Below are 12,800 nucleotides of genomic sequence, written 5' to 3' on the forward strand. Positions count from 1 at the left end.
GACCGGTGATCAGTGTCCTGTTCGCCGTCCTGACCGCGATCAGCAACGGCTCCGCCTCGGTGCTCCAGCGGCGCGCCGCGTCCACGGTGCCCGACTCGGACGCCCTCCACCTCTCGCTGATCAGGCATCTGCTCCGGCAGCGGGTCTGGCTTGCGGGCATCGGCCTGGTCATCGTGGCCGCCATCTGCCAGGCGATCGCGCTCGCCACCGGCGCCATCGCCGTGGTCCAGCCGATCTTCGTCATCGAACTGCCCGCGACACTGCTGATCGCGAGTTACGTCTTCCGGTCCCGGCTGCCGGGTACCGCCTGGCTGGGCGTGGCAGCGGTGACCTTCGGCCTCGCCCTCGGCCTGGGTTCGGCGTCGCCGGGCGGCGGCAGCGAGACCGTGGACGGTCTCTCCTGGATCCCGGCGCTGACCATCACCCTGGCCGTGGAGGTGGTGCTGATCGGCGCCGCGCAGCGGGCACGGGGCAACGCGCGCGCCGCGCTCTTCGGCCTCGCCGCCGCCGTCGGCTACGCGCTGACCGCCGCGCTGCTGAAGGACGCCGTGTCCCGGATCGAGGACGGCTCGGGCGTCGTCGCGCTGCTCTCCGCCTGGCAGTTGTACGCGACCGCCGCCGCCGGGATCGGCGCGCTCTTCCTCCTCCAGAACGCCCTCCAGGCGGGCTCCCTGGTCGCGTCCCAGCCGATGCTGACCCTCGGCGACGCGCTGATCAGCATCACGTACGGGGTCACGCTGTTCGGCGAGAACGTGCGCACCGGCTGGTGGCTGATCCCGGAGCTGATCGGCGTCGCCCTGATCACGGCGGGCTGCGTCGAACTGGCCCGCTCACCCCTGGCGTCGGGCACCGCCCCGCCCAAGTCCCGCGTGCGCTGACGCCGCTGCCCGCCCCTCCCCGCCACGCCTCGCTCCGTGCTGCCCAATTGATCGTCGTGTGTAAACCGTTGACAAACTGGTGACACGATTGGAACCTATGACTCGCAAAAAACTGTGCAACTGGCTCAATTTTTTCAGAATCTCCTCGCAACTTCGTGGCAAGAGTCCGACCCGCAGGCCCCCCTCCCGCGGCCCCCCACTCTCTCGTTCCGACAGACAGAGGACCCATGAAACGAACGCAGCTCAGCAGACGGTGGATCACCGGCCTGGTCATGACCGGCCTGATCGCCTTCGGGCTCATACCTCTCTCCGGCGCCACCAGCGCCACCGCGGCCGACCGCCCCAACGTCGCCGCCGGCAGGACCGCCTCGGCGAGCGGGTCCGAGGGCAGCCACCCCGCCGCCAACGTCACCGACGGCAATCAGCAGACGTACTGGGAAGGGCCGAACAACGGCTTCCCGGGATGGGTCCAGGCCGACCTCGGCAGCGCCGTCGCCGTCGACCAGGTGGTCCTCAAACTGCCGACGACGTGGGAAGCGCGCACCCAGGCCGTCACCGTGCAGGGCAGCACCAACGGGACGAGCTTCACCACCCTCTCCGCCTCGGCGGCCCGGGTGTTCTCCCCGGCCTCCGCCAACACCGTGACCATCGACTTCACCTCGACGAGCGTCCGGTACGTCCGGGTGAACATCACCGGGAACACCGGCTGGCCCGCCGCGCAGCTCTCCGAGCTGGCGGTGTACGGCCCGGCGGCCACCGACCCGGGCCCCGGCCCCGGCCCCGATCCCGACCCGGGGACGGGCACCAACCTGGCCCGCGGCAAGGCGGTCGAGGCGAACTCGTCGGTCTTCTCGTTCGTCGCGGCCAACGCCAACGACAACAACCTCGCCACGTACTGGGAGTCCAACGGGCACCCGTCGAACCTGACCGTGAAACTCGGCGCCGACGCCGACCTCAGCTCCGTCGTGGTCAAACTCAACCCCGACTCCGCGTGGGGGCCCAGGACCCAGAGCATCCAGGTCCTCGGACGCTCCTACACGGCCGCCGGCTTCACCTCGCTCAAGGCGCGGGCCGACTACGCCTTCAACCCGGCGACGAACCAGAACTCGGTGACGATCCCGGTCACCGGCCGCGTCGCCGACCTCCAGCTCCAGATCTTCGGCAACACCGGGGCGGGCGGCGGCCAGGTCGCCGAGATCCAGGTCATCGGAGTCCCGGCGCCCAACCCCGACCTGACCGTCACCGCGCTGTCGTGGACCCCCGCCGCACCGGTGGAGACCGACACGACCACGGTCAACGCGACTGTACGCAATGTGGGTACGGCGGCCTCCCCGGCGACCACCGTCAACGTCAGCGTCGGAGGCGCCGTCGCGGGCAGCGCCCCGGTCGGCGCGCTCGCCGTCGGCGCCTCGGCCACCGTGCCCGTCGCCATCGGCAAGCGCGCCGAGGGCAGCTACCGGGTGACCGCCGTGGTGGACCCGACCGACACGGTCGTCGAGCAGGACAACAACAACAACAGCTTCGCCGCGACCGCGCAGCTGGTCGTCGGCCAGGCCCCGGGCCCCGACCTCCAGGTGCTCAGCATCGACTCCACCCCGGCCAACCCGGCCGTCGGCTCACCGGTGCAGTTCACCGTGGCGGTGAAGAACCGCGGCACCACCGCGTCGGGCGCCACCACGGTCACCCGCGTCGCGGTGGGCGGCACCACCCTCAACACCAACACCCCCTCGATCGCCGCCGGCGCCACCACCAACGTGAGCGTGAACGGCAGCTGGACCGCCACCAGCGGCGGCGCGACCCTCGTCGCCACCGCCGACGCCACCAACGTCGTCACGGAGACCAACGAGACCAACAACGCGTTCTCCCGCTCGATCGTGGTCGGGCGCGGCGCGGCGGTCCCGTACACCGAGTACGAGGCCGAAGCCGGCCGGTACCAGGGCACCTTGCTGGAGCCCGACGCCGAACGCACCTTCGGTCACACCAACTTCGCCACCGAGTCCTCGGGCCGCAAGTCGGTACGGCTCAACAGCACGGGCCAGTTCGTGGAGTTCACGTCCACCGTCCCCACCAACTCGATCGTGGTCCGCAACTCCATCCCCGACGCGGCGAACGGCGGCGGCATCGAGGCCACCATCGGCCTCTACGTCAACGACACCTTCGTCAGGAAGCTCACCTTCTCCTCGAAGCACAGCTGGCTGTACGGGGACACGGACGGCCCCGAGGCCCTGACCAACACCCCGCAGGCCGACGCCCGGCGGCTCTTCGACGAGTCGAACGCGCTGCTGTCCACGACGTATCCGGCGGGCACCAAGTTCAAGCTCCAGCGGGACGCGAGTGACACCGCGTCCTTCTACATCATCGACCTGATCGACCTGGAGCAGGTCGCGCCGCCGACGAGCAAGCCGGCGGAGTGCACCTCGATCACGGCGTACGGCGCGGTGCCCGACGACGGCATCGACGACACGGCCGCCATCCAGCGGGCGGTGACGGACAACCAGACCGACGTCATCGACTGCGTGTGGATCCCGGTGGGGCAGTGGCGCCAGGAGAAGAAGATCCTGACCGACGACCCGCTGAACCGCGGCCAGTACAACCAGGTCGGCATCAGCAACGTCACCATCCGCGGCGCGGGGATGTGGCACTCCCAGCTCTACACCCTCACCGAGCCGCACCTGGCGGTGGGCAGCATCAACCACCCGCACGAGGGCAACTTCGGCTTCGACATCGACAACAACACCCAGATCTCCGACATCGCGATCTTCGGCTCCGGCCGGATCCGCGGCGGCCCCGGCGGCGCCGAGGGCGGAGTCGCCCTGAACGGGCGCTTCGGCAAGAACACCAAGATTGCCAACGTCTGGATCGAGCACGCCAACGTCGGTGTCTGGGTCGGCCGTGACTACGACAACATCCCGGACCTGTGGGGCCCCGCCGACGGGCTGGAGCTCACCGGCATGCGCATCCGCGACACGTACGCCGACGGGATCAACTTCACCAACGGCACGCGGAACTCCAAGGTGTTCAACTCCTCGTTCCGCACCACCGGCGACGACTCCCTTGCGGTCTGGGCCAACCGGTACGTCAAGGACACCTCGGTCGACGTCGCGCACGACAACCAGTTCATCAACAACACGATCCAACTGCCCTGGCGGGCAACGGGCATCGCGGTCTACGGCGGCTACGGCAACAAGATCGAGAACAACCTCGTGTACGACACCGCCAACTACCCCGGCATCATGCTGGCGACCGACCACGACCCCCTGCCCTTCACCGGCCAGACCCTGATCGCCAACAACGGCCTGTACCGCACCGGCGGAGCCTTCTGGAACGAGGACCAGGAGTTCGGTGCCATCACGCTCTTCGCCCAGAGCAGGGACATCCCCGGCGTCACGATCCGTGACACCGACATCTACGACTCGACCTTCGACGGCATCCAGTTCAAGACGGGTGGCGGCACCATGCCCGGTGTCGTGATCAACAACGTCAAGATCGACAAATCCAACAACGGCGCCGGCATCCTCGCCATGAGCGGCGCCCGGGGCAGCGCGACCCTCACGAACGTGACCATCACGAATTCGGCCGACGGCAACATCGTCACCCAGCCGGGCTCCCAGTTCGTGATCACGGGCGGCACCACAACAGCCCGGGCCTGGGGCCGCGCGAACCAGTAGCCCGTACGACACACCGCAGAGCACCACAGGGACGGCGGGCCCGGGGAGAGACGAACCTCTCCCCGGGCCCGCTCGTCGACTCCGAGAACAACGCGGCCCGGGCCATGCTCAAGACGGCCGTCGAGCAGGGGCAGTGGGCGACCCCATGGGCGACCCGGGCCCCGACCCGGACGAGGTCAGCGTTTCACGCGGTTGCGAACGGCCAGGACCGCGAGGGCCAGGAGGACGGGCTCGGTCAGGCGGGAGGCCATCTCGATGTAGGTGCCGGCGGTGGTCAGGTCCTGGCCGGAGGACCGGAAGACCACCGAGTTGAGGGTGACGTTCAGGGCCTTTTCGAAGCGCTCTCCGGTGAACCGGGCCCCCGTGGGGTTGCGCGGATCGTCCTTGCCGATCGCGAAGGTCACCCGCCCGCCGCCGGACGGTACGGTGCCGGTCGCTTCCTGTCCCGGGTTGTCCCCGGGGAGTCCGAAGCCCATCAGCAGCACGATGGTGACGAGCAGGGCGGCGGCCAGCCATCCCAACGCCCGGGAGGCGCGCAAGCCGTAGCCGGACAGCAGCCAGTAGCCGTACAGCAGTCCGCGTTCGGCACGGGTGGTGCCGGTGCGGTCGTGGCGCCGCATCTCCATCTCGCCGTAGTAGAAATCCGCGGCGCCCGGTTCGTTCTTGCTGTCCTCCAACGCCTTGCGCAGCGCCCGGTACACCGGTGCCAGCTGCGCCGGCCCGACCTGTCCGGCGCCGGGTACGGCCCCGTTCCAGCCCGGTACGGCAGTCGGCCGGTTCGCGCGCCAGTGGTGTTCCTCGGCGAGTACGCGGCGCCGGGTGAACCGTACGGGGTGCCCGGCTCGCCCGCGTGCGCGGGAAGGGACCGTGGCGAACGAGCACGTGCCTTCCAGGCGGATCTGGTCGAGGTGCACGGTCCCGGTGAACAGGCATTCCGCGAGTCCGACGTCGGCGAGGACCAGGTGGGCCGCGTCCACCCCGCGCAGCGAGGTGATGTGTACCGCGGCGTCGGACGCGCCGAAGACCGGCTCTTCTCCCACCTGCCGGCCGTCGGAGAGCACGAACGGGTCCAGCTCCGCGGCGATGGTGAGGGGGTATTCGAAGACCGCGTGGGCGAAGTCCACCGTGGTGTGGCGCAGACGCAGCTCGGCCGTCGACGACCAGCGGGTCCGCCGGCACTCCAGGCGGCGCGCGGCGAACGCGAGGCTCACCGGGCCGCCGAACACCGCCCCGGACAACGTGACCCGCCCGGCACACACCAACGGCCCCAGGTGGGAAGCCCTCTCGAAGGCCGCCCCCGTGAACCTGGCGTCGCTCTCGAAGGTCGCCGACTCGAACCGGGCGTCGCCCCTGAAGGTCACCGACTCGAAGCCGGCGTCGTCCTTGAAGGTCGCCGACGTGAACCGGACGTCGCTCTCGAAGGTGACCGACTCGAACAGGGCCCTGTTCTCGAAGACCGCCGACTCGAAGCCGGCGCCGCCCTTGAAGGCCGCCGACTCGAACGCGCCGTCGCGCTTGAAGACCGCCGAGCCGAACAGGGCGACCCCCTCGAAGGTCGCGGAGCTGAACCGGGCGACGCTCTTGAAGACCGCCGACCTGAACCCGGCGTCACTCTCGAAGGTCACCGACCCGAACCCGGCGACGCCCCTGAAGGTCGCCAACCCGAACCGGGCCCGGCTCCTGAAGGTCGCGGATCTGAACCGGGCGGCGTTCTGGAAGGTCACCGACTCGAACAGGGCGTCACTCTCGAAGATCGCCGACTCGAATCCGGTGTCGCCCTGGAACGTCGCGGACCTGAACCAGGCGTCGCTCCTGAAGGTCGCCGACTGGAACCAGGTGTCGCCCTCGAAGGTCACCGACCCGAACCGGGCGTCGCCCTCGAAGACCACCGAGTGGAACAGGGCGATGCTCCCGAAGGCCGCCGCCCCGAACTCGGCGCCGCCCTTGAAAGTCGCCGAGTCGAACAGAGCGATGCCCTCGAAGGTCGCCGACCTGAACCGGACGTCGCCCTCGAAGACCGCAGAGCCGAACCAGGCGTCGCCCTCGAAGGTCGCCGAATCGAACAAGGCGTCGCCGAATCGGGCCTGCCCGGTGCCAGGGTCGCGCAGGGCGCCGAGGAGGGCATCGAGAAGGGGTTGGGTGAACGTGGTGCCACGGTGGTCGACGCCGGCGCCGGGGGACAGGCCGGCCAGATAGGCGCCGCGGCCGGCGTCGTCCAGGTGGGCCAGGCACGCGGTGCGGCCGGCCACACGAACGCCGGGGCAGCCGAACGGCCTTTCCGAACCGGCGCCCTGACCACAGTGCGCCCAGGGCGGCCGGCTTCGGGACGGTTCGGGACTCGGCTGCGGCATACCCCGAAGGACGATCAGGCGTGGACGGTGGTTGCGGCCCCCGGTGCCCGCGGCCGGACAAGAAGCCGAACGCAGGAGAACCCCAACGCATCCGCGGCGGAATGCCGTTCGCGGTTCAGGCGGCCAGTGCCGCGGATTCTCCCAGACGCGTGGCCGCGGTCTTCCAGGCCGCGGTGACGGCGAAATGGGCCCGGGTGGTGGCCAACGCCCCGTCGCCGTCGAGCAGGAGCGGAGATCCGACGTGGACGTGAAGGCGGGGGCGCCGCAGCGGCGCGGTGGCCAGGCCCGCGAGCTGCTTGACGGCCGAGCCGGAGACGACGCGGCGCGCGCCGGCCTGGCCGACCGGGATGACGGGCGCGCCGGTGCGCCGCGCGAGCCGGGCGAGCCCGTGGCGGAAGGTACCCGGCGCGGCTTCGGCCGCGTCCTTCCGGTCGGGGAGCCCGCCCTCGGCGTAGATGAGGACGTGCCGGCCCTGTTCCAGTGCTTCCTGGGCGAGGTCGAGCGCCTGGGGTGCGCGGGGGTCGCCGCGGTGGACCGGGATATGGCCTTCACACGCGAGGACGCGACCGAGCAGAGGCAGGCGCCAGAGGCCGGCGGTCGCCATGACCACGGGCCGGGTTCCGAGGCGTTGCAGTGCGGCCAGGACGATCGCCGGATCGGCGAGTGAGCTGTGGTTGGCGGCGACGATGCCGACAGGGAGGTGCCCGGCCCCTTCGTCGGCGGTGACCGTCAGCTGTCCGAAGACGGGGACCACGTGACTGGCGAGGCGGCTGATCATGCACTGCTCCTGTTCACCCGGGATGATTTCTCATCGTCGCCGACGAGTCCGCGGTGCGCCTGAGCGTCCGTACTCATTCGTCCTGTACGCCTGCACGCGCGGCCGGTCGCGCGAGAGCGAGTGCGGTCCATCGATCGAATTCCTCCGCGTGGCTGCCGATCGCCGTCGCCCGGGCAACCGCCGCCGCTTCCTCGGACGTTGGCTCACCATCGCGGGAGAGCAGCGCCAACGGCCAGGCAGGGGTTCCCGACTGCTCACCGTCGAAGGGGTGCCAGTCCCAGGCCGTGTCGAACCGCCGGACGCGCCCGTTCCGGTCGGCGACCTCATCGCCCGGTTCGAGGAACGCGTACGGCCGGAACAGCAGCTCGATGCGGATCGGTTCACCGCCGGCCGGATCGAGCGCGTAGGTCTGGTCCTCGAGCTCGGGGTCGTAGGCGTCACCCTGCGGCAGGAGGCCGAGGTAGCACGCAGGCCGCGGCAGCATGCCGGTGACCAGCGGCGGATCGAAGTGATACACGCCCTGTACGTGCACCACGGTCGCGGGCACGCCTACGAGGCAGGTGTCACCCGGCCTCAGTACGCTCTCCGCCGGTTCCGTTCGGAAGATCTCCCACTCGTGAGCCTCAGGCGTCGGAAGGGCCCGCTGCCCGTCCCACCTCATGTTCTCGGCCTGCGGGTCCACCTCCAGCCACGGCCACCGTACGAAGACGTGGCGGGAGACCTCGGTGACCGTGGTCCCGGTGAACGGGCACTCCAGCATCAGCACATCACCGGGCCGGTAGTCGTCGATCATGGACGCATTCTGCACGCCCCCACCGGCACGCGACCGAACGGGCGCCCGGTGCGGGGGCCTCAGCGCATCCACAGGGCGTCGGCTCCACCCGCGTCCGGTGCGTTCCGCACACAAAAGAACTCCCGGCCCGGACGAATCCGAACAGGGAGTTCTGTGAAGACGAACAGGGTAATTGCGTGAACTACCTCTGGTGTCCGAGGGGGGACTTGAACCCCCACGCCCGATAAAGGGCACTAGCACCTCAAGCTAGCGCGTCTGCCATTCCGCCACCCGGACCGGGTGTCCGCCGGGCGGCTCAGGGCCGTTCCGACGTGGAAAACCATAGCAAACATTCGGGGGTGCCCGATCACCGGCCGATCCGGGTGACGGGCCCGTGTGACAGGCGTATGACAGCCGGTGCGGCGGCGGGGTCCGCCCTTGGGGCGGGGGCTCCGGCACGGGAGTATGGGGGGAGTATCAGGAGGACCACCAGCAACGACCGTGGGAGTGAGCAGCGTGAGCGAGTCGAGCTCGGGCACAACCGTTTCGGGCGAGGACGAGGTCGTCGACCTCTGCCGTGACCTCATCCGGATCGACACCAGCAACTACGGCGACCACTCGGGACCGGGGGAGCGGGCCGCCGCGGAGTACGTCGCGGAGAAGCTCGCCGAGGTGGGCCTCGAACCGCGGATCTTCGAGTCGCACCCCGGCCGCGCCTCCACGGTCGCCCGGATCGAGGGCGAGGACCCCTCCAGGCCCGCCCTGCTCATCCATGGGCACACCGACGTGGTCCCCGCCAACGCCGACGACTGGACGCACCACCCCTTCTCCGGGGAGGTGGCGGACGGCTGTGTCTGGGGCCGGGGCGCCGTCGACATGAAGGACATGGACGCGATGACCCTCGCGGTCGTACGGGACCGGCTGCGCAGCGGCCGCAAGCCCCCGCGCGACATCGTGCTCGCCTTCCTCGCCGACGAGGAGGCGGGCGGCACGTACGGGGCGCGCTTCCTGGTGGACAAGCACCCGGACCTCTTCGAGGGGGTCACGGAGGCCATCAGCGAGGTCGGCGGCTTCTCGTACACCGTCAACGAGAACCTGCGGCTCTACCTGGTCGAGACGGCGGAGAAGGGCATCAACTGGATGCGCCTGACCGTCGAGGGCACCGCCGGCCACGGCTCGATGATCAGCAAGGACAACGCGGTCACGGAGCTGTGCGAGGCCGTCGCCCGGCTCGGCCGGCACAAGTGGCCGGTGCGGGTGACCAAGTCCGTACGGTCCTTCCTGGACGAGCTGTCCGACGCGTTCGGCTTCACCGTCGACCCCGACGACATGGAGGCCACACTCGTCCGCCTCGGCGGCATCGCGAAGATGATCGGCGCCACGCTCAACAACTCCGCCGCGCCCACCATGCTCAACGCCGGGTACAAGGTGAACGTGATCCCCGGCGAGGCGGTGGCACACGTGGACGGCCGGTTCCTGCCCGGGTACGAGGAGGAGTTCCTCTCCGAGGTCGACCGGCTTCTCGGCCCCCGGGTGAAGCGGGAGACCGTGAAGCGGGACAAGGCGCTGGAGACCAGCTTCGACGGCGCGCTGGTCGAGGCGATGCAGAACGCGCTCGTCGCCGAGGACCCGATCGCGCGGGCCGTCCCGTACATGCTCTCGGGCGGTACGGACGCCAAGTCCTTCGACGACCTGGGGATCCGCGGCTTCGGTTTCGCCCCGCTCAAGCTGCCTCCGGAGCTGGACTTCGCCGGCATGTTCCACGGGGTGGACGAGCGGGTGCCGGTCGACGGCCTCCAGTTCGGTGTGCGTGTGCTCGACCGGTTCATCGACAACAGCTGAGACGACAGTTGATAAAACGCCAGGAATCGGCAGTACGTACGTACTTGACTGAAAAGAGTGAATGCGACGATACGCTCGTAGCCTGAATGGCTCCTTCTCGTTACTGGTGTGCGGTCCGTGGTCGGGACCGCATTGCCAACAAGGAGGAATACATGATCAAGAAGATCGTCGCCGCTGCGGTTGCCACCGGTGGTCTGGTGCTCGCGGGTGCGGGCATGGCCGTCGCCGACGCCGGTGCGCAGGGCGCCGCTGTGGGCTCGCCGGGCGTGGCCTCCGGCAACGTCATCCAGGTGCCCGTCCACATTCCGGTGAACGCGTGCGGCAACACGGTCTCCGTGATCGGGCTGCTGAACCCCGCCTTCGGCAACACCTGCATCAACAAGTGACGTGGAACGACTGACGTGGTTCCTCAACCCGTAAGGGTCTGAACCCGGCCGGCCCCGGAGTGCGCGCCATGCGCTCCGGGGCCGCTGGGCATCCCGCCCCGGCACCGAAGCCCTGGGGCAATCCGGTAGGCAGAAGGCAGGGAGCAGAAGCTATGAGACAGGTCACGCGCAAAGGCCTGATCACCGTGGCGGCCGCGGGCGGCGTCATCGCCCTCGGCGGCGGTTACGCGCACGCCGACTCGGGAGCCCGGGGGGCCGCGGCGAATTCCCCGGGCGTCCTGTCCGGGAACAACGTCCAGGTCCCGGTGCACATCCCGGTCAACGTGTGCGGGAACACCGTGAACGTGGTCGGTGTGCTCAATCCGGCGTTCGGCAACAAGTGCGCCAACGTGTCGGACAACGGTCACGGTAAGGGCGGCTCCCACGGCACACCGCCCGGCGGCGGCTCGCACGACGACGGTTACGGCGGCGACGGCCCGGACACCACACCGCCGCGCGGCGGCTCGCACGGCGGCGGCTCGCACGCCGGAGGCGGTACGGGCGGGTCGCCCGGCGTCGGCTCGGGCAACTCCGTCGAGATCCCGATCGACATCCCGGTGAATGTCTGTGGTCTCGGCGTCACCGCCGTCGGCCTGGGCAGTCCCACCTTCGGCAACGGCTGCGAGAACGACTCGCCGGTGCCCGCCACGCCGGGACCGGCGAAGCCGGTGCAGCCGACCGAGCCCACCAAGCCGGTCACGCGCGTCATCCCGCCCGCCCCGAACGCCCCGAACCACCCGGAGCCGCAGATCGCCGCCCCGCCCACGCTCACCGACGAGCTGGCCCACACGGGTGCCGGGGGGCTCGGGACGGCGATTCCGGTGGGCGCGGGGCTGCTGGTCGCGGGCGGCGTGCTCTACCGCCGCGCCCGTTCCCGTTCTCGTTCCGTCGCGTAGTCACGCGAACACGGACAAGCACGGACGCGCACGGGCGCGCGGGCGAGCGCGGGCGAGCGCGGAGACGCGTACGCCGATGTGTACGGACATGCCTGGGGCGGGCCTCGCAGCAGCGGGGCCCGCTCCGTCGTCGTCACCAGGTGGCGCGGACCTGTCGGATGATGCGCCGGCGCAGCCGCACTCTGCGGCTACCGTCCCGATGCAGGCTCAGACGGTCCAATTCCCAGTGTCCGTACTCGGCGTGGTCGGTCAGCAGACGGGTCGCTTCCTTGCGGGAGACCCCGCGCGGCACGTACACGTCGACAAATTCGTATTCCGGCATCGCATCTATTGTGCGGCCAGAGCCCTCGTACGGATAGCGTCTGCTCTATGTCTGATGCTGCGCAGCCCACCGCTGCCGAGGTACGTGCCGCCGCCGAGGCGGTCAAGGTAGCCCTGGACCGCCACCTCGCGGCGGTCGAACACCGCACGGGGGAGGACGACCCGGCGGTGTCCGAGGCCTTCAACGCCCTCGCCGTCGCGGCCGAGGTGTACGACGAGCGGCTCTACCACCGGTACGACGAGGTCACCCCCTTTGAGATCCCAGATCCGGACGACTCCCTTCCGCCATACGCGGGACCCGAGGAGCCGAACGCCCTCAGCGTGCTGATCCGGCGCGACTACGCGGTGGCGGAGCCACAGCGGCTGCTCGTGCAGGCGCAGCGCATCGCGGACGTGGAGGGGGACGACGGGACCGGGGCGGTGGTGGGCAGCAGTGTGCACGCGGCGCTCGGGGTGCTCTTCGGGGAGTACGAACCGGACGAGATCGCGTCCCGGCACAAGGAATTCGGCCTCGAAGAGGGCGATTCCACGTTGTGGGTGGCGGCGGCGGAGGAGCTTCCGGAGCCGGGCGAATGGCTGAGCGCGCCCTTCGACCACGCGGACCCGCAACAGGTCGTCTGCCGGTTCGACGTCAGCGCGGTCTTCGACGAGGACGACTTGGACGTGGACCTGGACGACCTGGAGGAACAGGACGCGTAGCGCGGCTTGGCGTGTGCGGCGGTGTTTGGGCGCGGGTCACTGATTGTCCTCAATCGCCGGACGGGCTGGGTTTGTCGTGGTGACGGGGGGCGGGGCCTCCGGAGGCACGTATGTCCGGACTGCATGTTTTACGTCGCGTTCAACCGGTCCAATTGATTAACGGTCGCCAT

At 69.9% G+C, this 12,800-nt stretch carries 10 protein-coding genes and 1 tRNA gene; 6 read left to right on the forward strand and 5 right to left on the reverse strand.

From position 1 onward, the window contains the following. The first annotated feature begins 5 nt into the window (after positions 1–5). Together ACIO1C_RS32500 and ACIO1C_RS32505 are read left to right on the forward strand one after the other, a co-directional pair. A complete protein-coding gene (locus ACIO1C_RS32500; RefSeq protein WP_401870412.1) occupies positions 6–878 on the forward strand; it encodes a DMT family transporter in 873 nt (290 codons plus the stop codon). Positions 879–1,105: 227 nt separating this feature from the next. After that, the gene (locus ACIO1C_RS32505; RefSeq protein WP_401870415.1) at positions 1,106–4,546 is read left to right on the forward strand and encodes a CARDB domain-containing protein; all 3,441 of its coding nucleotides are present in this window, start codon (positions 1,106–1,108) and stop codon (positions 4,544–4,546) included. 176 nt (positions 4,547–4,722) lie between these two features. On the opposite strand, the gene ACIO1C_RS32510 is transcribed toward ACIO1C_RS32505, so the two are convergent. The 4 genes from ACIO1C_RS32510 to ACIO1C_RS32525 form a co-directional block, all read right to left on the reverse strand. Next, a complete protein-coding gene (locus tag ACIO1C_RS32510; RefSeq protein WP_401870417.1) occupies positions 4,723–6,795 on the reverse strand; it encodes a pentapeptide repeat-containing protein in 2,073 nt (690 codons plus the stop codon). Between the two features lie 217 nt (positions 6,796–7,012). Next, positions 7,013–7,675 carry a lysophospholipid acyltransferase family protein gene (locus tag ACIO1C_RS32515; RefSeq protein ID WP_401870420.1) on the reverse strand — a complete coding sequence of 221 codons (663 nt, stop codon included), beginning with the start codon at positions 7,673–7,675 and terminating at the stop codon, positions 7,013–7,015. Positions 7,676–7,748: 73 nt separating this feature from the next. Continuing rightward, on the reverse strand, positions 7,749–8,468 hold the full coding sequence (locus tag ACIO1C_RS32520) for a hypothetical protein (RefSeq protein WP_401870423.1): 720 nt from the start codon (positions 8,466–8,468) through the stop codon (positions 7,749–7,751). A 188-nt stretch (positions 8,469–8,656) separates the two neighbouring features. Beyond that, a tRNA-Leu gene (locus tag ACIO1C_RS32525) sits at positions 8,657–8,744 on the reverse strand. Between the two features lie 168 nt (positions 8,745–8,912). On the opposite strand from ACIO1C_RS32525, the gene ACIO1C_RS32530 reads away from it, so the two are divergent. From ACIO1C_RS32530 to ACIO1C_RS32540, 3 genes are all read left to right on the forward strand, one after another. Beyond that, positions 8,913–10,289 (forward strand): M20/M25/M40 family metallo-hydrolase, encoded by a 1,377-nt coding sequence (locus tag ACIO1C_RS32530; protein ID WP_401870425.1) that lies wholly within the window; start codon positions 8,913–8,915, stop codon positions 10,287–10,289. A gap of 152 nt (positions 10,290–10,441) precedes the next feature. After that, positions 10,442–10,675 carry a chaplin ChpH gene (gene chpH, locus ACIO1C_RS32535; RefSeq protein WP_401870427.1) on the forward strand — a complete coding sequence of 78 codons (234 nt, stop codon included), beginning with the start codon at positions 10,442–10,444 and terminating at the stop codon, positions 10,673–10,675. A 152-nt stretch (positions 10,676–10,827) separates the two neighbouring features. Continuing rightward, entirely contained in the window at positions 10,828–11,610 is a 783-nt protein-coding gene (locus ACIO1C_RS32540) for a chaplin (RefSeq protein WP_401870430.1), read from the forward strand. Positions 11,611–11,743: 133 nt separating this feature from the next. Here ACIO1C_RS32540 and ACIO1C_RS32545 read toward each other — a convergent pair whose 3' ends face one another. Further along, complete coding sequence (locus ACIO1C_RS32545; protein WP_005319466.1) at positions 11,744–11,932, reverse strand: DUF5703 family protein; 189 nt, start codon at positions 11,930–11,932, stop codon at positions 11,744–11,746. 47 nt (positions 11,933–11,979) lie between these two features. On the opposite strand from ACIO1C_RS32545, the gene ACIO1C_RS32550 reads away from it, so the two are divergent. Then, entirely contained in the window at positions 11,980–12,630 is a 651-nt protein-coding gene (locus ACIO1C_RS32550) for a hypothetical protein (protein WP_401870433.1), read from the forward strand. Positions 12,631–12,800 lie beyond the last annotated feature (170 nt).

Origin of the sequence: Streptomyces sp. NPDC087420 (genome assembly GCF_044744165.1) — a bacterium.
Taxonomy (GTDB): Bacteria; Actinomycetota; Actinomycetes; order Streptomycetales; family Streptomycetaceae; genus Streptomyces.